The organism is Enterococcus sp. DIV1083b (assembly GCF_051713705.1).
Lineage (GTDB): Bacteria > Bacillota > Bacilli > Lactobacillales > Enterococcaceae > Enterococcus_D > Enterococcus_D casseliflavus.
In genome coordinates, this window is the sequence record NZ_JBIOQJ010000001.1 from 2711707 (window position 1) to 2734120 (window position 22414).

19 protein-coding genes are annotated in these 22414 nt (G+C 39.7%); 1 reads left to right on the plus strand and 18 read right to left on the minus strand.

The features are described from left to right. Positions 1-1857, minus strand: a complete 1857-nt coding sequence (locus IGI69_RS12655) for a beta-glucoside-specific PTS transporter subunit IIABC (RefSeq protein ID WP_438741037.1) — start codon at positions 1855-1857, stop codon at positions 1-3. Between the two features lie 471 nt (positions 1858-2328). Between IGI69_RS12655 and IGI69_RS12660 the strand changes: the two genes are divergently transcribed. After that, complete coding sequence (locus IGI69_RS12660) at positions 2329-3150, plus strand: MBL fold metallo-hydrolase (protein WP_438741039.1); 822 nt, start codon at positions 2329-2331, stop codon at positions 3148-3150. A gap of 35 nt (positions 3151-3185) precedes the next feature. Here IGI69_RS12660 and IGI69_RS12665 read toward each other — a convergent pair whose 3' ends face one another. From IGI69_RS12665 to IGI69_RS12745, 17 genes are all read right to left on the minus strand, one after another. Then, positions 3186-4073, minus strand: a complete 888-nt coding sequence (locus IGI69_RS12665; protein ID WP_438741041.1) for a MurR/RpiR family transcriptional regulator — start codon at positions 4071-4073, stop codon at positions 3186-3188. A gap of 127 nt (positions 4074-4200) precedes the next feature. Further along, the gene (locus tag IGI69_RS12670; protein ID WP_438741043.1) at positions 4201-5379 is read right to left on the minus strand and encodes an MFS transporter; all 1179 of its coding nucleotides are present in this window, start codon (positions 5377-5379) and stop codon (positions 4201-4203) included. Between the two features lie 290 nt (positions 5380-5669). Next, on the minus strand, positions 5670-7427 hold the full coding sequence (locus IGI69_RS12675) for a 1-deoxy-D-xylulose-5-phosphate synthase (RefSeq protein ID WP_438741045.1): 1758 nt from the start codon (positions 7425-7427) through the stop codon (positions 5670-5672). A gap of 386 nt (positions 7428-7813) precedes the next feature. Then, a complete protein-coding gene (locus IGI69_RS12680) occupies positions 7814-8002 on the minus strand; it encodes a hypothetical protein (protein ID WP_074933320.1) in 189 nt (62 codons plus the stop codon). Positions 8003-8357: 355 nt separating this feature from the next. Beyond that, on the minus strand, positions 8358-9380 hold the full coding sequence (locus IGI69_RS12685; protein ID WP_276526151.1) for an aldo/keto reductase: 1023 nt from the start codon (positions 9378-9380) through the stop codon (positions 8358-8360). Next, on the minus strand, positions 9358-10314 hold the full coding sequence (locus IGI69_RS12690) for a carbohydrate kinase family protein (protein WP_074933317.1): 957 nt from the start codon (positions 10312-10314) through the stop codon (positions 9358-9360). The genes IGI69_RS12685 and IGI69_RS12690 overlap by 23 nt, the downstream gene beginning before the upstream one ends. Positions 10315-10328: 14 nt before the next feature. After that, complete coding sequence (locus tag IGI69_RS12695; RefSeq protein WP_074933315.1) at positions 10329-11378, minus strand: NAD(P)-dependent alcohol dehydrogenase; 1050 nt, start codon at positions 11376-11378, stop codon at positions 10329-10331. Continuing rightward, the gene (locus IGI69_RS12700) at positions 11375-12796 is read right to left on the minus strand and encodes an MFS transporter (RefSeq protein ID WP_074933313.1); all 1422 of its coding nucleotides are present in this window, start codon (positions 12794-12796) and stop codon (positions 11375-11377) included. Before IGI69_RS12700 ends, IGI69_RS12695 begins: the two co-directional genes overlap by 4 nt. A gap of 210 nt (positions 12797-13006) precedes the next feature. After that, positions 13007-13765, minus strand: coding sequence for a DeoR/GlpR family DNA-binding transcription regulator (locus IGI69_RS12705; protein WP_074933310.1), 759 nt, complete (start codon positions 13763-13765; stop codon positions 13007-13009). Positions 13766-13905: 140 nt separating this feature from the next. After that, on the minus strand, positions 13906-14745 hold the full coding sequence (locus tag IGI69_RS12710; protein ID WP_074933307.1) for a class II fructose-bisphosphate aldolase: 840 nt from the start codon (positions 14743-14745) through the stop codon (positions 13906-13908). An 18-nt stretch (positions 14746-14763) separates the two neighbouring features. Then, a complete protein-coding gene (locus IGI69_RS12715; protein WP_074933305.1) occupies positions 14764-15846 on the minus strand; it encodes a zinc-binding dehydrogenase in 1083 nt (360 codons plus the stop codon). 41 nt (positions 15847-15887) lie between these two features. Beyond that, on the minus strand, positions 15888-17276 hold the full coding sequence (locus tag IGI69_RS12720) for an MFS transporter (protein ID WP_438741050.1): 1389 nt from the start codon (positions 17274-17276) through the stop codon (positions 15888-15890). Between the two features lie 405 nt (positions 17277-17681). After that, a complete protein-coding gene (locus tag IGI69_RS12725; protein WP_074933293.1) occupies positions 17682-18755 on the minus strand; it encodes an ABC transporter substrate-binding protein in 1074 nt (357 codons plus the stop codon). Further along, positions 18752-19588, minus strand: coding sequence for an ABC transporter permease (locus IGI69_RS12730; protein ID WP_005228535.1), 837 nt, complete (start codon positions 19586-19588; stop codon positions 18752-18754). Before IGI69_RS12730 ends, IGI69_RS12725 begins: the two co-directional genes overlap by 4 nt. Next, positions 19585-20394 carry an ABC transporter permease gene (locus tag IGI69_RS12735; protein ID WP_010749878.1) on the minus strand — a complete coding sequence of 270 codons (810 nt, stop codon included), beginning with the start codon at positions 20392-20394 and terminating at the stop codon, positions 19585-19587. The genes IGI69_RS12730 and IGI69_RS12735 overlap by 4 nt, the downstream gene beginning before the upstream one ends. A 12-nt stretch (positions 20395-20406) precedes the next feature. Then, on the minus strand, positions 20407-21495 hold the full coding sequence (locus IGI69_RS12740) for an ABC transporter ATP-binding protein (RefSeq protein ID WP_438741052.1): 1089 nt from the start codon (positions 21493-21495) through the stop codon (positions 20407-20409). A gap of 16 nt (positions 21496-21511) precedes the next feature. Further along, positions 21512-22054, minus strand: coding sequence for a helix-turn-helix domain-containing protein (locus tag IGI69_RS12745; RefSeq protein WP_015510239.1), 543 nt, complete (start codon positions 22052-22054; stop codon positions 21512-21514). Positions 22055-22414: the final 360 nt, after the last annotated feature.

Below are 22414 nucleotides of genomic sequence, written 5' to 3' on the forward strand. Positions count from 1 at the left end.
CTAAACTTTGACTACAAGTACTTCCTCTTCTTTAGCTACCAAACCTTCCTTCACAAGTTCGACTGCGGTATATTGTGGTGTATTGGTAACGATGATCGGTACTTGTGTGACATATCCTGCAGCTTTTATCTGCTGTACATCGAACGTCAGCAGTCGCTGTCCTTTTGTAACTTTTTGCTCTGCTTCTACTAACGCATCAAAATACTGACCATTTAGTTCCACTGTGTCTAAACCGACATGGATCAACAATTCGATTCCCGTGTCTGAAACCAAGCCAATCGCGTGTTTGGTAGGAAAAACAGCAGCGACTTTTCCATCAAAAGGCGCAATGACTTCACCGATGGGTTCATCGACCGCAAATCCTTTTCCGAGTGCTTCAGAAGCAAATGCGTCATCTTTGACTTGATTCAGTGGCATCACGGTTCCTGGTACAGGATTGATCAATAGGGTATCTTCTAAGACTACTGCTTTCATATCTGGAACATCAATTGTCACTTTTGTTTCATATTTGAAACTTAAGACATAGGTAACGACCGCACTCACCACAGCTGCAATCACCAATGCGATAATGATATTCCAAAAATAGCGCATCGTATCATCACCGATATATAGTAAGACTGCTGGGAGACCAGACGAACCGGTCGCAAAGCGATGCGTATTGGTCAAGCCAGCATACAAACCACCAGAAGCCCCACCGATCATTGCCGCAACTAACGGATATTTTTTTGGCAAATTGATTCCATATAAAGCGGGTTCAGTAATCCCCATGTAGGCAGTGATCGCCCCTGATACCGCCAACTGCTTAGTCTTTTTCTCTTTCGTACGCAATGCGACAACTGCTACTGCGGTTGCTTGAGCAATGTTTGAGACCAATGCCCCTGGACCAAAAATACTGTCATACCCAAGTTCTGCCATTTGCATCACCCCTAAAGGAGCAATCCCATTGTGCAAACCAAACATCACCATGATTGGTAAAAAGCCCCCAATCAAAACCGCTGGAACCCAGCTAGCATGGACACTTAAGAAGGTAAAGAAAGTTGCCAAATAGCCCCCCAAGATACTACCGATCGGTCCAAATAGCGAGAAGGCTAATGTACCCATTATCAAGAATGTTAGCATTGGAACAAAAACCAGTTCTACTGATTTTGGAATCACTTTGTTCAAAAACTTTTCGACATACGATTGGAAAAAAATCACGATCAGGATCGGAATAACTGATCCCGTATAGTTTGCTAATGTAAAAGGAATAACCCCAAAAAAGTGAACGGGTTCGCCTGCTGTGACCAAGGCACCCCAATTAGGATGCATCATCATAGCAGCCACTGAAGCCGCTAAAATTGGATTGCATCGCAATTTTTGTGCCACAGTGAAGGCCAGGATCATTGGTAAGAAGAAGAAAATACCATCTGCAAAAAGATTCAGCATGTAATAGGTTTGCGAATCAGCGGTGATCACATCAAAGACGATCAACAAAGCCAAAACTGCCTTAACCATTCCAGCACCGGACAATGCCGGAATAATTGGTTGAAACGTTCCTGCCACAAAATCGATCACTGCAGCTGCCGGTCCTTTTTTCTCCCCAGGCTCTGACGTCCCTGATGATTGAAGCGAAACCAATTTTGTGACTTCTTCATAGACATCTTTGACATGTGTTCCAATCACGACTTGATGTACCCCTGCGTTATTGATGTATTTGGCAACCCCATCGAGTGCCTCTAGTTCTCCTTGATCTATACGCTTTTCATCTTTGACTTTAAAGCGTAATCGTGTTTGACAATGATAGGCATCCGTGATATTTTCTTGTCCCCCCAGATACTGGACGATTTTTTTTGCTAATGATTGATAATTTTCACTCATACATTCCACCCCTAGATAAATTTCAAAGAAAATCTATGTTGTATGTGCTCACCGGTAAAACATACTGTTCTTTCTGCCAGCAATGTACCATTTTTAGAGAGCGGTTCCAATACATTTTCCTAAAGTCGAAATGGATTTCACCTTTTCATTAAATACCGCTCTTTTTCCGAAATTTATTCCACGAAAAGCCCCCGCATTGCCTTGACGAAGCCAGGAGAAACAATGGTATAATTTACTCTATGAATGCGACACTTTTGAATTGTGGCAATCAAAAACAATCGATGAGCGCACGCCATAGAATAATCATGTAAAAAAAGGCGGCACAATACTCTCTTAAAATTACTGGAACTGCAGCTTCTTTCCCCCAAACCGTTGAAGCACCTCATAATGGAACAACGATTCAGCATAGCCTGTTACGAACGGCGATGCTGCGTTGGATTTATAAAAAACAGGCGAAGGGAACGAAGAAACATGACAAACGCGAAACAAGCAATACCCCCAAAAACGATTTTCTTTCATGAAGAAGCTTTTCAAAAAACAGATCAAACGATCATTCGCTGGTTAGGAAACTCCGGTATTCTTCTAAACAGCCGTGGTACATGTATCATGGTCGATCCGGTCTTAGAAGGATTTGACCTGCCGTTACTGATCGATCTGCCAATCAAACCGGCGGCAGTCCCTCACTTAGATGCGGTATTGATCACCCATTCAGATAATGATCACTACGGCATTCCGACGATTGAAAAATTAGTCCCGGTTACCGATAGCTTCCATGGACCCAAATATGTTGCCGAACTTATGCAAGAGCACTTTCATGTTGCTGCCCAAGGCCACGATATCTATGATTCATTCACCGTGAAGAATTTGACGATTTCTTTAACAAAGGCGTATCACCTTTGGCAAAATGAAACGACAAAATTTGATCGTGTCTTCCAAATTGAGGACTATTGTGGCTTTTGGATCGATACACCTGATGGCTCCTTGTGGATTCCTGGAGATTCTCGTCTTTTACTAGAGCAATTAGAGATGCCTCAGCCAGATGCGATCTTGTTTGACTTTAACGACAACGCGTGGCACATCGGCTTTGAGAATGCCGTCAAGCTGGCAAATACCTATCCGCATGCTGAATTGATCCTCTCCCATTGGGGAACAGTGGATGCTCCGCATATCGATGCCTTTAATGGGGATCCTGAAGCTTTGTACGATCGGATCGTCAATCCAAAGCGGATTCGTCTTGTCGCTGCCGGTGAGCCAATCGAACTGAAATCAATCACTCCTAACAATGTACAATAGGGAAAAAGGACCACACCATATTCGGTGCGGTCCTTTTATTCTTCTGCCATCTCTTTAAACGTCGTTTTTCGGCTCATCTCTAAAAAACGAGCATTGGTGATTTTCATCTGGATATTTTCCTGATAATCGAGGGAAAAAATCTTAGCAAACAAAACTGTCAAAAGGAACTGAATCGATTCTTCTGTGGAAAAATTTCCAATTTTGGAATACAGTTTTTCTCGGCTAGCAATCGTCAAGACGATCGTCGAATAGTCCCGCAAATAGTTGTCCCCACCACTCGTAAGACTGATAATCGGCACACCATTTTTCAACAATGTTTTCACATTTTTCATAGGATACGTTTCTGAATTATTACCAGAATAAGAGATCAGAATGGCACAATCCTGTGGGGTCAGCGTATTAGAAATCAAGCCAGATTCATCCGCATCTGCAAGAAAGGCTTTTTTATGGATCGTGTTTAAGTTGCGTTTAAACAGCTGTCCGAAATAAGAATTTGGACTACGCCCATAGATGACGATGGTTTGAGCGCCATTGATGAGCCTCGCAGCTTGATTCAGGTCTTTTACGGTCATAAGTGCCGCTGTTTCTTTAATCGTTTGCATACGCAAGTTCGCCAAGTTTTCAATGATTTCTAATGTGTCTGCAGCTTCATCAAAAGGAATGTTCACATCGATTGCTGCTGACCCATCATCAAAATGAGCCAATTCGTGCATGAAGGCATATACAAATTCTTTCCAACCAGAAAAGCCAAAATATTTTGCAAAACGGACCAGCGTCGGCTTGGAAGTATGGGTCAGTTTTGCGATTTCTTCCATGCTATACTCACTAACTTTTTCTCGATTACTTAATAAAAAGTCACCGATCGTTCGTCTCGCATCATTTTGTTTAAACGCTGCTTCTTCAATTTTTTGAAAAAGATACATCTGGTTCTCCCCTCTGATTGACGCCTGCAGTTTGTCTAGTACGCTCAACTCATCATTGTTTCTTTTTATTATAAGCGATGAGAAGGATGAAATGAAGACGGAAAACGAGGATCAAGCTAGCTTTCGCCTATCCTCGTTCAAAATACAGAAAGTATTTATTTCCCAAAAAAGCTAGGACACCAATCAAGCACAACAAGCCCCCAGATAGAATCATCTGCATCCCTGCTGTTTCATTGCCGCTGACTAGTATCAGCAAGCGTGATGCATAAGGTGCTAACGTGACCCCTAAATTGTAAGCAACGATCGAGACGATCGTGCCAAACTTAGCTTCTGCTTCACCACCAGTCGTCAGCAAGTGGGTGAAAAAAGGCATGATGCTGCGAAAGGCAAAGCCTAGTAGTAGAGAACAACCCAAGAGCAGCCCCACCGTCTGCAAGGGATAGGTCAAATAGATGCTGCTTCCTGCAAGCAATGCCGCAATGGGCAGCAACCAGCGATGTAGGCGTCTATATATCAAGCCAAAGGCATTGCCTGCGATAAATGCCCCCGTCGCAATGGCGGCGATCATGTTACTGCCATCGGTCGCATCACCAATTCCTTTTTCCAACAACAACGGGGTGATCTGCAGATTGTAGTTGATAAACAAGACAACGATCAGAAACAAGAGCACCCCCAAAACAAATGACTTTTGTTTCCGTTCTTTTGAAACCGTGACGTTCGCTATCAGAGCCGCATCGGTGGTCGCTTTTGTTTCATTGGGAATAAACACCTGAACAAAAAAGAGACTGATCAAGGCAAAGCCATAAACGAAGAAAGAGATCTCCCAACTGATCTTCACTAGCTGCCCTACCAGCAAAGTCATAAAGATACCGCCTAAACCACCGACGGCACTTTCTAACCCAAGGGCCTTGGCTTTCTTTTGCGGCTCATTTTGAAACAACAAACTAATCATTTGAATCGCCAAACGATTGAATAAACCGATCCCGAAGCCAAGAATCGCGCGCGAAAGAAACAAGACAGGAAAGCTCCCCTGATACCATGCCGGCAGCGTGCCAAAAATCGCCACAATGACCAAGCCGGTGACCATCGTGTATTTTTTGCCGATCCTTTTTTCGATCATGCTGGTAGTAAAAATCCCTAGCAAAAGAAACAATGACGGAATCGTGGTCAGTAACCCGACGTAGACCGCATCTACTTCTGGAAAGCTTGCCGCAATCGCTGGAACATTGGCAGAAATCGCCGGTGCCGAATAGACGACCATTGCCACCGACAACAGTGCCAGCAACTTCATTGAAAAAAATTTCATAGTTACCCCTTTTCTTTTTACAAAATACTTTTTTTGTTTCTCTGAGCTCAACCGGATAAGACACCAAAGCAATCTTTTCCTACCTCTTTATTATTTGCTGGATCGCCAGCTTTTGACCAATGCTTCCTACGCTGAGGCTTTATGCTTGAAAAGCATTGGTCTTCTGCATTTGCTGGAGATCATCACCGATAGTCTGCGAAAAAACCTTGCAGTCTGTTTTTCTGCAAGGTTTTCTTCGATCATTCATTTTTTAACAATCCTATCAGCTACACAAGACACCCTAAGAGAACTTATTTCTGCAGCTGTTCTATGACATCTTTCGTAATTGCCTCAGCAGTGATACCAAGTTCGGATAAAACGTCCGCTGCTCGGTAATTATCATAAAATTTCTTTTCTAAGCCATAGTTTTTGACGGCAATCTCACGATCACCAAGATAGCTGGCAATCATTTGTCCATAGCCGCCCTCTCGTATGCCGTCTTCCAACGTGACAACGAGTTTATGCGCTCGTGCCACAGCATCCAGCAACTCTTTGTCGACCCCTGAAATAAACTTAGGATTGATCACCGTTGGGGTAATTCCATGTTGCATTTCCAATTGTTCTGCGATCTCTTCTGCTAGCGCATAAAAGTTTCCGACACCGACGATGGCTACCTGCGTGCCAGCTTGAGTCACCTCATTTTTTTGATCGCTGTAGTCAGTAGAGGCTGCTCTTACCGTTTCGTTGACAGGTCCAACCGGTACTCGGATCGCAACTGGAGCGTTGGTTTGTTCCAGCGACCAATCCAACATTGCTAGATATTCTTCTTTAGAGGTTGGCGCAAGATAAACAAGGTTGGGAATATGTGCCAAAAATGGAATATCAAAAATTCCCAGATGGCTCTCGTCATTCATTCCATGAATCGATGCACCGTATACCAGAATCGTTCCAGGCAGATGATTTAAGGCCAAATCATGGGAAATTTGATCAAAACTACGTTGCATAAAGGTAGAAAAAACGGCCCAGACAGGTTTCGCTCCATTTTTTGCTAACCCAGCAACCATCGATACCGCATGTTCTTCTGCAATACCCACATCTACAAATTGTTTACCTGCTTTTTCTCGTTGTTCTGGAGAAAAAAGCAGCATCGGTGTACCAGCATTTACTGCCACGACTTTAGGATCTGTCGCCATTTTTTCTAATAAATAATCCGTCGTTAAGCTGTTGTAGGTTACTTGATTGCCGCCAGCAGAAATATATTCGCCTGTTTCTAAATGAAAGGGACCACCTGCATGAAACTTTTCACGATTTTCTTCCGCAAACTTGAAGCCTTTGCCTTTGATCGTATGAATGTGTAATAAAACAGGATGATCAATGTCTTTCACTTTTTCAAATAAAGCGATCAAGGCAGCGAGGTCATTTCCTTCATCTAAACAGTGGTACTCAAAACCAATCGCTTTGAACAGATTGTCTGCTGCTTGCCCTTTGGTTTCCCGCAATGCCCGCAAATTCTGATACATCCCCCCATGGTTTTCTGCGATTGATTGGTCATTGTCGTTGAGGATCACGATGGTATTGGTGCCTAATTCCACAATATTGTTCAAGCCTTCAAACGCTAAGCCACCTGATAGAGAACCATCGCCAATGACGGCAACGACGTTATACGTTTCATTTTTTAGGTCACGGGCTTTCGCCACACCATTTGCCAACGAAACTGACGTGGAGGTATGACCGACCGTAAAGAGATCGTGCTCGCTTTCTTTCGGATTCGTGTAACCAGAAACCGCATCATACTGAGCAGCATCAAGAAAGGCATGGGCGCGTCCCGTCAACATTTTATGGATATAGGTCTGATGAGACACATCAAAAATCAGCTTATCGGTGGGGGAATCAAAGACTTTATGCAACGCAATCGTCATTTCAACCATCCCCAGATTGGGGCCATTGTGCCCTCCATGGTGACTGATTTTTTCCAATAAAGCAGTTCGTGCTTCTACTACCAGTTCTTGAAGTTGCCCACTGGTCAATTCTTTTAACTCTTTGGGGCTTTTGATTTTTTCTAATAACATGTACGTACCTCCTGTAGAAATGTTTGAATGGTTCGTGTGTTTACTCACAAGTAAAAAGACACGAAGTCGAAATGAGTAGATCGTTTTCTAGAATGAAAAACGTGGCCATCGGAGCTAGACGCTCTTTTTAGAATTCCTGTCAAACCTAGAAATAGCCAGTTATCCTAAAGGGAAATCGTGATTTTTCTGAGTTTCAACAATCGCTGCTCATTTCTTCTATCTAAAAAGATACCACCTAGAGTTGACTTTAGGTCAAGCACTTTTTGTGAATTTTTTCTATTTTGATCCTAACGTTACGGCACCCCCACCATAATGATACAAAAAAAGATAAGAAGCGCTTGCTTCTTATCTCGGGTTTACTTGTTCAATGGTCATTCTTAAGAAACCTAAATTTTTTCATTGTCCGCTTGTTCTTCTTTCTCTAAGCCAACAAGCACTCGCTGTTTACGGCTCGATTCTTCTGCAACAAAGTTTAAAACTGTTTTCAATTCGCTAGGCGTTGCCTTTTTCTGTAAGATCGAGAAGTTTCGATGATATTTTATCATGATTGTTTCTACTTTTTCTTTCTCAGTCATTGAGCTTCTCCTCCAATTCTTCCTTTGTGTATGTTAATGGCAAAGCGAACGATACATTGTCAACTGCCATCAACGTATGAGAATGGCGATTTTGAAAATCTTTTATAAAAATATTAACGGTCACATTTTCTTTATACAATTCCTTCATTTTAATCAAGTTATATCTTGATTGATATAATAGATAAGCACATCATAATTCTTTTTTAAGCATCCCGCAATATTTTGATCAGCTTTTTTTAGGTGGGAAAGCAAGAATCATTTATTGTGAAAAGTAAGATGGAAAAAAGGTTACTGTTAGTAAACTAGAAGCAAAAACAGACTACATTTGTCATGCAGTCTGCTTTTCCAATTTTTGCTATGAAATTTCTTCTGCTAATTTACGCATGTAAGCTACGTCATCTTCTGAAAGTTTAATAGCTAACGCTTTACTATTTTCATCTAATTCTTCTGGCGTCATAGATCCACTCAAAACATTAATATTATTACCCTGTGCCAAAATCCACGCAATTGCTAAGTTCGCAATACTGCAATCATATTTATCGCAAAGCGGCTTCCATTTTTGAATCATTTCTACAACCTTAGCTAAATTTTCTTTTTGGAACCACTTCTTTCCATAGCGTGCTGTTCCTTTTGGAGCAACATAGTCTTTATCAATTGTACCTGTTAAGATTCCCATTTCTAATGGTGAATAAGCTTGAATTGTAATATTATTTTGTTTGCATAATGGCATTAATTCTTCTTCGATTTGTCGATCTAAAATACTATACTTTGCTTGAATAATATCTAATTGTCCATGTTTTAAATATTCTTTTACATGATCAACATCAACATTTGCTGCACCAATCGCACGAATTTTCCCTTCGTTTTTCAGTTCGTTTAACACTTCCATCGTTTCTTTAATTGGAGTAAAATATGGTTCAACAGATTGCCAATGACTCATATAAATATCTATATAATCCGTTTTGAGTCTTTTTAAACTCGATTCAATCTCCAGCCGAATAGATTCTTTCGATAAGTTTTTGTAGAGTGATGTTTCTCCTACTTTGTTAAAAAATGTCCCTTCACGTTCCCACGTAATACCAAATTTAGTGATCACAACGTAATTTTTACGTTTATCCCTAATCGCTTTACCAACTATTTTTTCACTATTACCAAAATTATATCCGGGTGCTGTGTCTAAAAAATTGATATTTAAATCTAATGCATGCTGAATAGTAGCGATTGAAACAGATTCATTATCCTTATTTTCAAAAGCTGGTCCACCTCCGATCGCCCATGTCCCCAATCCGATTCTCGATACTTCAATATCTGTTTTTCCAATTTTCATTGTTCTCAATTCACTGTCTCCACCTTTATCAATATTTTTTGTAATTTTCAATCATTTTTTCGACCTGTTCACGGCTTTTAACACCTTCCGTTGCTCCTAAAGACTCAATGGATACGGCAGCTGTTGCATTTCCAAAATAAGCACATTCCTCAAATTTTTTTCCATTTAGTAATTCAGAAATAAATCCTGAAACAAAATTGTCTCCCGCTCCGATAGTATCAATTTTCGTTGTGGAACTTTTTTTAAATGCAGGAACAATCTTTTCAACATCTGAATTTTTTAGATAGCAGCCTTTACTTCCTATTTTAATCACTACATTTTTTACACCAACTTCTAAAAATACATCTGCAATTTCACTAAGATTTTCTTTTCCTGTTAGTTCAGACGCTTCTTCGTAATTCGGAAAGAAATAGTCTACATATGAAAGTGCCTGTCTAATTTCATCAAACGTTTCATCCAATCGTCCCTTGACCATATCCGCACATACAATCATTTCCTCTTTTTTAGCAGCCTTAAATATTGCTACCAGAGCTTCATTATCCAGTAATGGATTGTTAAAAATACTAGCTAAAGATAATATTTTTGCATTCTTTATTTTTTTTATATCGATGTGTTTCAATGACATTTTCCACAAACTACCATTTCGATTCGTAACGAATGTTCGTTCACCATCTTCACGTACCATTCCAATATTTAAAGACGTCGTCAGCTTTTCATCAACTTTTAAATGATTTATAATCACGTTATTTTTATCTGCAAAATCTCGAATAAACTTCCCTGGCACATCGTTTCCTACTACACTCATCAACGAAACTTTATGACCTAGTCGTGTGATGATGGTTGCCTCATTGATCGCATCACCACCTATTTTCATTGTGATATCACCTATCGGATAAGATACATGGTCAAAAATGAATTTCCCCACTGGATAAAGGGGAATATCTACAATTGCTGCACCAATACAAATTACATCTACATTTGTCATTTTCCATTCATCCTCTATTTCAAATTTGCTACTTGAATTACACCTTTGATCAGTTCACTCTTATTATTAACAGAAAATTCAAATGCCTGTTGTGTATTATCGTAATCAAAGTATTTATCAGCCATTGATAAAACATCAAATTTCTTTTTAGAAATAAGATCTATCGTTTTTTTATAATCATTCGCATATCTGAAAACTGTTTGGATTGATACCTCACGGTTTATTTTCAGAAAATCTATTGGTGTATCTCCAGGAATTGTCCCAACAACCATCACTTTCCCACGACGCTTTACTAACTGTAAAGCCATCTTAGCGGTAGGGATTGCTCCGGCTGTTTCAAAAACAACATCTGCACCATACTCACCAATGATTTCTTTGACTTTCTCAACAATTTTTTCATCTCGACCATCAAACGTAGCCGTTGCACCTAATTCAATCGCTTTGTTTAAACGATTCTGTAATACATCAATTACAACAATTTCAGCAGCCCCCATTAGTTTTGCTGATTGAACTGTCATCAAGCCTATACATCCTGATCCCAATATAACAACTTTTTTACCTAGTAGATCTCCAGCCATTTCCGCAGCATGTATACCTACAGCAGCTGGTTCAACCAATGCCCCTTCCACAAGTGACATATTATCAGGTAAGCGATACGTCATATCTGCTGGATGAGCTAAGTAGTTCGTCAATGCCCCTTTATAATTAGGTTGTGTAGCCATAAAATCAACGTCTGGACAAACATTATAAACCCCCTCCATACAGAACTCACATTTATAGCATGGAACTCCAGGTTCAATACATACTCTATCACCAGCTTTTAAATTGATGACATTCTTCCCGACTTTTTCGATAACCCCAGCAACTTCATGACCTAATCCAATCGTTTGATTAGGATCTTTCGGTGGAATATATGGACCAAATTGGAATCCATGTACATCCGAACCGCAAATACCTACATATCCCACTTTTATTAAAACTTCATCATCTTTTACGGTTGGGAGATCCGTTTCCTTCATTACCATTTTTCCTGGTTTTTCTAAAATAGCAACTGTATTTTTCATAAATTCTTCTCCTTTGATTCTCTTATTTCATTTAAGGTTAAATATTTATCTTTTGCTTCTTTAAAAAAATTACTCTCAATCTCTTCAATAGATTTTTTCCTCGTCTCAATCCCAAAGAGAGCCAGAATCAAGGCACATAATCCTAATGTACAACCTAAAACGATAAAAACAGCTTGAACACCATAGTTCGTTAACAACCAAGCTATAACAAATGGTGTAACGATTGCCACGATACGTCCTATTGAATTTGAGATACCTGCACCACGCATCTTTACTTTAGTTGGCCAGATTTCTGGTGCATAGACTGCTGATGAAAAACTGTTGAAAATATAAAGAACAAAAATCAAAACTGATCCTAAAACAATAATTCGAGGTTCCTCTGTTTGAACAGAATAAACATAGCCAAGAATAGCAATGAGACTTATTAAAACTACACCAAACCACTTTCTGGGAAATCTATCCATAAGCAATGTAGAAGCAAATACTCCCAATGGTGCCCCTATCATAATTAAAGTAGTCATTAATAGCGATCTTGAAATATCTATTCCACTATTCACAAAAATAGTAGGTATCCAAACTGTAATCGTATATAAAGAAATATTCATTGCTATCAAAACTGTTGAAGCAATTATCGTCCGAACTCCTAAATCTCCTTTAAAAAAAGCTTTGAATGGTATTTTTTGTTGATCATACTCATATACATTCTTGCTCCCCTGATCAAAACTTAAAGAAATATCTTTTTCTTTTTCAATTTTTGAAATCACCTTATTCATTATTTGTTCACCATGATCAGATTGGCCATTCTCAAAACACCATCGAGGTGATTCATCCAAATAAACGCTTACAAAAATTAGACTAATTATTGATGCTACTCCTCCAATAATAAAAACCCACCGCCAACCAAATGTCGGAATAACCAAAAAACTTACCATCGCAGCAATCAATGGAGAAAAATTACCAATAAGGGACAGCCTTGCTGACCATCTTCCTCTAACTTTCGCGGGGAGAAATTCAGTGAATGAAGCATATCCAACTACTATCCCCGCCCCCATTCCAACCCCCATCGCTCCTCTACAGAAGATTAAGAACCACATATTGATTGATAATGCAGCTAATAGTGAAAAGAGAGAGAAACAGAGTATACTTGCTTGATAAGCTTTTTTTCTTCCATACTTATCACCTAACATTCCACCTAACAATGATCCTAAAAAAAATCCAGCCATCATCGCAGACGAAAACATTGCATTAAAATAATTGTTAGACCATCCTCTATCCACTAAATCTGCCAAGATGGAACTTCCAGATGAATTGAGAAAACCATTGATCTGCAGTCCGAATCCAATCAGAAAAAAAGTCTGCCAATGCCATTTGGAAATTGGCAGCTGATCTAATTTCTTACCTGCTTGTATCCCGTTCATAAAAACCCTCCAGTCGTTTGTTTGCGCTTTCAATATCTTTTCTATATCTTACTTCAAACAAAGCAAAAAGCCAACGTTTCGGACAATAATTCTTTGTTTCGAAGATTTTAAAGTTTGAAAACCTAAAAAAGCATTCTAAAAAGGATAATTCCTTTTTTAGAATGCTTTTCATTAATAGTATATAAAATATCTTTTCCTCTTCTAGTCAGCTTAATAATGCAGTTCAATTTTATTATCAGCGAAAAACTCGATCCAGTCATCACTTGGTTTTTGATCTGTAACCACATGGTTGATTTGACTTATGTCAGATAAATGAACGAATCCTTTTTTACAAAATTTTTCACTGTCGATCAGAAGCATAACTTCAGTGGTCTGGGCAATCATAAGTTTTTTGATGCGTGCTTCAATCTCATTTGTATCTGTTGCCCCCGCACTTTTATCAATACCTTTACAACTGATAACAGCCATTTCTACATTGTAATTTTCAATTGCTCGTTCTGTCAAATCACCTTGCATTGACAGCGTACGCTTGTTAAAAATACCTCCAGTAGATAAAACGTTAACATCAGATACGATTAGTTCTCTCAACGCCTCAGTTGAATTGGTAACAATCGTCATGTCATCTCTATCTTTCAACAGCTTCAATGCTTCCATTACAGTCGAGCTAGCATCGGCAGAAATAGTATGAACAGAATCAAGTACTTCTCTAACTTTGATGGCAATTCTTTGCTTTGCTTCAATATTGTGCTCCGCTCTTTTGTAAAATGGTATATTTGAAACAGTTTCTTCTGAGTTTAACACTGCTCCTCCATACGTTCTTGTCAGAATTCCTTCTGATTCTAATTTATCTAAATCACGTCGAATCGTTTCCTCTGTAACTGAAAATTTTTCACTAAGACTTGATACAGAAACTTTTTTCTCATTAATCAAAAGCTGTTTTATTAACGATAATCTATCTTTCGCAGCCATATTTCCACCTCCTTAATAAGTCTATCATAGGAACAAAGCAATAGAAAGATTTTTGATTTTGAAACAAACATTTATTCTGCGTTAAAAAGTTTTTCCAAAGTAAAAATCTGTAGTTTAGTTTCCCAAACTACAGATTTCTTTTATTTATCCATTTTACCTTCAGTACCAAATAGTTGAATTTTCTCGATTGCTCTTTGTTTCACTGATTGACGAACGGCTCTTTCTAACTCTAAGAAAGAAGAATTTTGTTTTTCTCGAACTGCATTCATTGCTGCTAAGCATAACTCTGTATGGATATTGATTTTGGAAACTCCAAGTGAAATAGATGTTTTTACATCTTTATCCGGAATACATGATGCACCATGCAAAACAATTGGAATATCAATTGCATCTCTCACTTTTTCTAATACATCAAAAGCGATTTTGGGATCTGAAGAATATTCTCCATGTACATTACCAATTGCCACTGCAAGCGAATCACAACCTGTACGTTGAACAAATTCCGCAGCTTGGTTTGGATCTGTATACTGATAAGCAGATAACGCTTCTTCATAAACGGTTTCATTCCCTACATGACCGAGTTCAGCCTCAACTGGAATTCCTAAAGGATGGAAATAGTCGACAACTTCCTTTGTCAAACGGATATTTTCCTCAAAGGGTTCAGCAGAGGCATCTCGCATTACCGAATTCATCCCATGATGATAAGCATTTTGAACGATCTCTAAGCTACGACCATGATCCCAGTGAGTAATGACTGGGACAGAAGCATTCTTCGCCATTGAGACCATCATCGGCGCAAATTCTTCAAAAATCGTATTTCCTATAAAACCTGTTCCAAATGAGATGATAATTGGTGCTTTTGTTTCCTCAGCAGCTTCAATCACTCCCATTAACATTTCTGCATTCCAAACGTTAAAATGTGGAATTGCAAAACCATTTTTTTGTGCTGTTTCTTCCCAATACTTAATATTTGCTAACATATTATCTCTCCTTAGATACTAATCTTTATCATCAAAGTCATAGGTGAAGATGACCTTAACTGCTTCTTTTTTTGCCATCAAATCAAATCCTTTTTCCCACTCTGAAAGACCTAGTCTGTGAGTGATCATTGGCTGCACTCGAATATCCCCTTTTTCAAGTAACCTAATAGCATTACGCCAAGTGGTTGAATCATATGCCATATGTCCGATAATACTGATTGCCCATGTTGTGATATCATTAATTGGATAATTGAATGGCTGAAATCCCATCCCTACGCGGACTACTTCTCCGTTTGGTCTTAACATATCAATAGCTTGTTTCAACGCAATATTTGCACCTGAACATTCAACAACCAACCCAAGATTTTCTTTTCCACAAATTTCCTGACAACGAGCTACTACATCTTCTTTTGAACCATTCACCGTGTGAGTGGCTCCTAATTCTTTAGCGATTGGAAAACGTGTTTTTGTATCCTCCTCTAAGCCAACCATTACAATATTGACTGCTCCCATAATCCGAGCGATCTGCACAGAAAACAATCCCAACGGGCCAGTCCCCATTACAACAACATCTTGTCCAGGCAACAGGCTTGATCGCTGAGCGATCGCTTTGTATGCATTGCTGATCGGGTCTAAAACACATGCATCTTCATAATCTAAACTTTCTGGAATTTCCCAAATTGCATGCTTATGGATTCGTAAGATTTCTCCAGGAATTAAACAATACTTTGTAAAACCACCACCCCAACGGTTATTATCTAAACCCAAATTAACCTTGTCGGGGCAGGTGAGGAAATCACCTTTCTCACATGATGGACAGGTACCACATACATGTCCAGAGTTATCAGAGACAATCCGTTGACCAACTTGCCAGTCTTTTACTTTTGAACCTACCTTAACGATATCTCCAGCGAATTCATGACCGCGGATAGAGTTAAACTCATCCGATCCGTTTTCAACACGGAAATGTTTCATATCTGCTCCACAAATAGCAGCTGCCTTAATCTCAACTAAAATATCTTCATCGCCAACCTCTGGTACAGGAACATCTATCAATCGATAACCACCAAATTCTTTTCCATATCTTGCTAATGCTTTCATAATTTTCCCTCCAAATATTTACATTCTTATATACTCAATTTTCAGCTTTTTGTTTCCGGTATAACATTTCCGATCTCTTCAACTGATGCACTTCTAGTCTCAATTCCCAAAAATAAAATAATTACTGCAGTAGCCAAAGACACACCACCAAGTAAAGTAAACACCCCTGTGACCCCAGCATTATTTAATAAATAAGCTACAGCGTAAGGTGCTGCAATACCGCTGACACGTCCAACAGCATTTGCAAGCCCAGAACCTCTCAGTTTTGCTGCAGTGGGCCAAATTTCTGGAACGTATACAGCTGATGCATAACAAACATACATGTACACAAAAGTAATTAAAAAGAATCCTAGAATTGAGATCATCATAATTGTGGTCTGTAGAGAATAAAAATATCCTAGCACAGCAATGATGATTAGAAGACCTGCCCCCATAATTTTTCTTGGGATACGATCAATGATAAACGTAGCAATAAAAATACCTATTGGAGCTCCAAACATGCTCATTGTATTCAGAACGACGGAATCTTTTAAATCTATTCCTTGTGTCAAAAAAATAGTTGGCAACCAGTTAATTAATGTATATTGCACGACATTCATAGCAATTAATACAAACGAGCCCAATATCACTCTTTTTAACAGCTCTCCTTTGAATAATTCTGAATAAGAGATTTGAACTTCTTTGATTTTTGTATCCGTTCTTTCTAATTCAATTGGTGGCAGCGGCTTTCCAATAGAACGTTCAACACGCTTTTCGATTTCTGTCATGATTTTGTCAGCTTCTACGTACCTCCCCTTTGATTCTAACCATCTAGGAGACTCAGGAAATTTACGGAAAACGATTGCAAAAAGAATAGCAGATAACCCCGCGGGTATTAAAAATTGGATTCTCCAATTTAGTTCAGGAGCAACTGCTGGTGTAATAAACATTGCAATAGTTGAGCAAATCGGATATGACCAGTTACCAATAAAAGAAGCTCTAGCAGACCATGTTCCACGGTTCCTTGAAGGCACATATTCAGTAAACCCAGCAAACAACGTAACTAGCAATGCTCCTAGGGCAAATCCCATAACCACTCGGCATACGATTAAAAATGTCATGTTAGGTGAGAATGCTCCAACTACCATAGATACAATGTGGACTGCTACAAAAAGCAGATAACTATTTCTTCGACCAATTCTATCGCCAATGATTCCACCAATAAATGCTCCTAAGAACATACCTGCAGTTGTCAACGATGAAAATACCGCACTAAGGTTATTGTTCGTCCATCCTATCTCAGCTAACTGAGCGAGAACCAATCCTCCTATAGCATTGCTCCAACTAACTAATAATCCGAAAGCAACCATTCCAAAAAGCCCCCATTGGGCAGAACTTGTGGGTAAACGATCCAAACGCGCACCAGTATTCGGCTTAATATTCTTGTCCATTTTCTCCTCCAATTTTCAGTTTTAGTAAAAAAGATATTCAAAAAAGATAAACGCTTACAACTAGATGAACCAGGTTTTTATATTCTGTATGTTACACTACCTTTTTTCCGATGTCAACATTTTTTCTTTGTTTTAAAGATTTTTAGTTTGGTTCACAGATCACGATCCTTTTAAATAATACCTATTTCTATTCGTCGCGCATCGATTCAGTTGGTTCTCCATAAAAAAATATTTCTTTAAGTTTTTCTTCCTGCTAACCTCTCTACCTAACATCTTAAAGTAGAAGTTTCAGAAATTTTCCCCTCCACTTTATATTTAATAATTTATGTAATAACTTTATAATTCCTATGTAGAGAAAAAAACTGCCATTAAACAGGATACATTCCCTGCTTAATGGCATTTTGCTTATTTCCGATACATCTTCAATTCCAAGAACAAATCATTATAGATGCCCAGATACTCAGCACCTAAGTTTTCATAGACTTCGAGGTGTTCCATTAATTCATCGGATGGATAGAATTGTTCGTCTTCGGTGATCTCGTCAGGCAGTAATGCCATGGCTGCTTGGTTAGGTGTGGAATAGCCGATGTATTCTGCGTTTTGTGCAGCGTTCTCGGGTTCTAGCATAAAGTTCAAGAAGGCGTAAGCACCGGCTTCGTTTTGTGAGGTCTTAGGAATGACCATATTATCAAACCACAGGTTGGAGCCTTCCGAAGGGATCACGTAATGAATGTGCTCGTTTTCGTACATCATGTCGGCTGCTTCCCCAGAAAATGTGACCGCAACCGATGCTTCTTCATTTGCCATGTACATCTTGATTTCATCTGCGACGATGGCTTTGATGTTTGGGGTCATGGTCCGTAGCTTATTGAATGCCTCTTGCAGCTGATCATCGTCTTTGCTGTTAAGAGAATAGCCTAAGCTGTCCAAACCTAATCCCATCACTTCACGCGCGCCATCGATCAGCATGATGCTATTTGCTAATTCGGGTTTCCAAAGATCGTCCCATTGGGTGATCTCACCTTCATCAAAGAATTTATCGTTATAGACGATCCCCAGTGTTCCCCAGAAATAAGGGATGGAATATTGATTGCCTGGATCAAAACTCAAGTCCAAAAAGCGAGGGTCGATATTGTCTAGCCCTTTGATTTTACTGTGATCCAATGGCTTTAAAAGATTTTGTTCCATCATTTTCTCAATCATGTATTCACTCGGTATGGCGATGTCATAGGACGTACCGCCTTGTTGGATCTTCGTGAACATCGCTTCATTTGAGTCAAAGGTTTCATAATTGACTTTGTAGCCAGTCTCTTCTTCAAACTTACTGATCAAATCAGGGTCAATGTAGTCGCCCCAGTTGTAGATGTTGACAACCTCAGCGCCTGCCATACCAGAGGAGCGTTCCAATTCACGGACACCAAAGAGCAAGATCAGGACAATCGCAACAATACCGATAATCAGAGATTGTAGTCGTTTCATCGCAGATTTGCCACCTCCACACGGCGGTTTTTACGCAATTTCTTCGCGCCGTTTTCTTTACTGATAAAGTAATAACCTACCACCAGGATCATGGAGAATAAGAAGACAAGTGTACTTAATGCATTGATTTCTAAACTGATTCCTTGACGTGCTCTAGAATAGATCTCTACCGATAAGGTACTAAAGCCATTGCCTGTCACAAAGAATGTCACGGCAAAATCATCGAGTGAATAAGTAAAGGCCATGAAATAGCCGGCGATGATGCCCGGTGTCAAGAAAGGCAAAATGATATTTTTAATGACTTGAAAATTATTCGCGCCTAAATCACGGGCAGCATCGATCATTGAATCGTTCATCTCTTGCAGTTTCGGCAAGACCATCAACACCACGATCGGGATACTAAAGGCGATATGCGAAAGCAATACGCTGAAAAAGCCTAAGCTAAACCCACGGAACAAGTTGCCGATCATCGTAAAGAAAATCAAGAAGCTGGCACCAATGATGACATCTGGTGAAACCAACAAAATATTATTCAAACTCAACAATGCCGTTCTCGTTCGGCGTTTGCGGGTATAGTAGATGCCCATCGCACCAAATGTGCCGATGATCGTTGCCAGTAATGCTGATAAAAATGCCAGCATAAAGGTGTTCAACACGATGATCATCAAGCGGGTATCTTGAAAGACGGATTGGTAATGTTCAAAAGTGAAACCCGTAAAAGCATTCATGGTGCCTCCTTCATTGAAGGAATAGAAAATCAAATAAAAGATCGGCACGTACAAAAGAATAAAGACGACGATCAGATAAAGATTCGACCAGCGAAATTTTTTCATTTACGTTGCCCTCCTTTTTTCTTTTCTCCCGTAAACAGCATCACGAGGAACATAGCGATGATCAAAATGACGCCGATGGTCGAACCCATGCCCCAGTTTTGGGTAACGAGAAAGTGCTGCTCGATCGCCGTACCAAGCGTGATCACGCGATTGCCCCCAATCAAACGGGTCAACATGAAGAGGGAGAGCGACGGAATGAAGACGGCTTGGACGCCGCTTTTCACACCGTTTAACGACAGAGGGAAAATCACTCGTCGGAAAGTATCATAGCTGTTTGCCCCTAAATCGCGGCTGGCACTGATCAAAGAGGGATTCATTTCTTCTAAGGCATTAAAAATCGGCATGATCATAAAGGGCAGTTCGATATAGACGGCAACTGTCAAAAAGCTAAAGTCGGTAAACAAAATCTGCTTTGGTCCAACACCCATGATTTCTAGGAAGTTGTTGACACTGCCATGAATGCCGAAGATCCCAATAAACGCATAGGCTTTTAACAATAAGTTGACCCACGTTGGTAAGATGATCAACAGCAGCCACAAATCTTTGTGACGCAGCTTAGTTAAGAAATAGGCTGTCGGGTAGCTGATCACTAAGGTAATCACGGTGATCAAAAAGGCATACCAAACCGAGTTTAAGGTCATGATCAAATATTTGCCAGAACCTAAGTAGCTTTGATAATTGACCAGCGAAAAGTTGCCGTTCATATCAAAAAAGGATTGGTAGATGATCAATAAGACTGGTGCAATAACAAATAGCAATAACCAAAAGACATAGGGTATCGCATAAAAACGACGCATTTTCGTCATTAGCTTTCCCTCCTAATCTTCGTAGCTCTCTAAACGAGCATCAAAATCTTCTTCGGACTCATTGAAACGCATGACGTGGATATCTTCTGGTTCAAAGGAAAGACCGATCTTGCTTCCTTCAGTGGCTTTTCTTGTAGAGTGAACCATCCATTCGTTGCCTTGTTCATCGTAACAAATGATTTCGTAATGCACGCCTCGGAACAATTGCGTGTCTACTTCAACGACCAGCTTGCCTTTTTCCGCCGTCGTCAAATTCAAATCTTCTGGACGGATCACGATCTCAACGGCTTCATTCGGCCGCATCCCGCCATCGACACATTCAAATTGCTTGCCGACAAATTCCACTAAGTTGTCTTCGATCATCGTACCTGTGACGATGTTGCTTTCACCGACAAAATCCGCCACAAAATGGTTGATTGGTTCATCGTAAATATCCACCGGTGTGCCGCTTTGGACGATCTTCCCTTTATTCATAACGAAAATCTCATCACTCATCGCCAACGCTTCTTCTTGGTCATGGGTGACAAAAATAAAAGTGATGCCTAGTCGCTGCTGCAATTCCCGCAGCTCGTATTGCATGTCGGTTCGCAATTTCAAATCCAATGCGGACAATGGTTCATCCAGGAGCAATACTTTGGGTTCATTGACGATCGCTCGTGCGATTGCGACCCGTTGGCGTTGACCTCCAGACATTTCGCTGATTTCACGATTCTCATAACCAGGAAGTTGTACTAGCCGCAACGCTTCTAAGACTTTTCTATTCACTTCATCTTTTGGTAATTTTTTGATTCGCAGACCAAATGCCACATTTTCAAAAACGTTCATATGTGGGAATAAGGCGTAATCTTGAAAGACAGTATTCACTTGCCGTTGATTGGCAGGAACGTCATTGATTCTTTGTCCATCAAAATAAACGTCGCCTTCTGTTGCGTCCGAAAAACCCGCAATGATGCGTAAGATGGTTGTTTTTCCACAACCTGAAGGACCTAACAATGTATAAAAGCGACCTTCTTCAATATCAAAACTCACTTTTTTCAAAACTGTTTCATCATCATCAAATCGCTTCACCACATTGTTGAATGAAATTATTGTTTTTCCCACACTCTTTCCTCCTGTACTATAAATAAGAATCTGTCACGACTACAAGCACACGGCTTTTTTTGCCCGCAATATTTTTTAATTGATGCGGCTCAGTCGCCTGATAATAAATCGATTGGCCTTTACGAGCCTTGTACTGCGTTTCTCCTAGTGTCAAGGCCACACTGCCCTCTAAGACATAGATAAATGTTTCTGCTAACGATGGTTCAAAGGTCTTGTATTCGCCCGCTTTATCAAAGGTCAGCAAGACTGGCTCCATTTCTTTTTCATTGGAATCGGGAATCAGCCACTTCAATTCATAGCCATTTTCTTCATCATAATAAAGCGTGCTGTCTTCTTCGCGATAAACCACTTGATGCTGCGCATTTTCTTCTCGGAAAAATTCCTCTGGTGTCACGCCTAAAACTTCTAAGATCGTAAAAAAAGTTTCCATAGAAGGCGAACTCAAATCACGCTCCAACTGTGAGATATAGCCTTTCGTCAAATCGGTCCGCTCGCCTAATTCTTCTTGGGTCAAATTCTTTTGAACGCGCAAATTGCGCAGCTTCTCGCCAATCTCCATGTTCATTCCCCCTTTGATTGACACAACTTCAAATAAAAAAGTTTGCTATAAGTAAACTTCATGTTTAATTTCACTTTTTCTAGTATACAAATAATTGCAAAAAACACAAGCCTTTTTTCTTCATTTTTTTGAAATCTTTTCTCTCTGATCAAAAAAGGAGTGACGCTAAACGCTTGTATTATAAAGGAAAGGAGTGGCGGTCCCGTCATTTTCACTTTTCAAAGGTTTAAAAGAACAACTTCTATTTTAACGAAGAAAAGGTAGATTTAATAATGATCTGTTTTTGCTGATTTTTTGATAAGAAGACCTGCCTTTTCTTGCTTCACTGGTTAAAAAAATAAAACTTATGGTATTATGAGT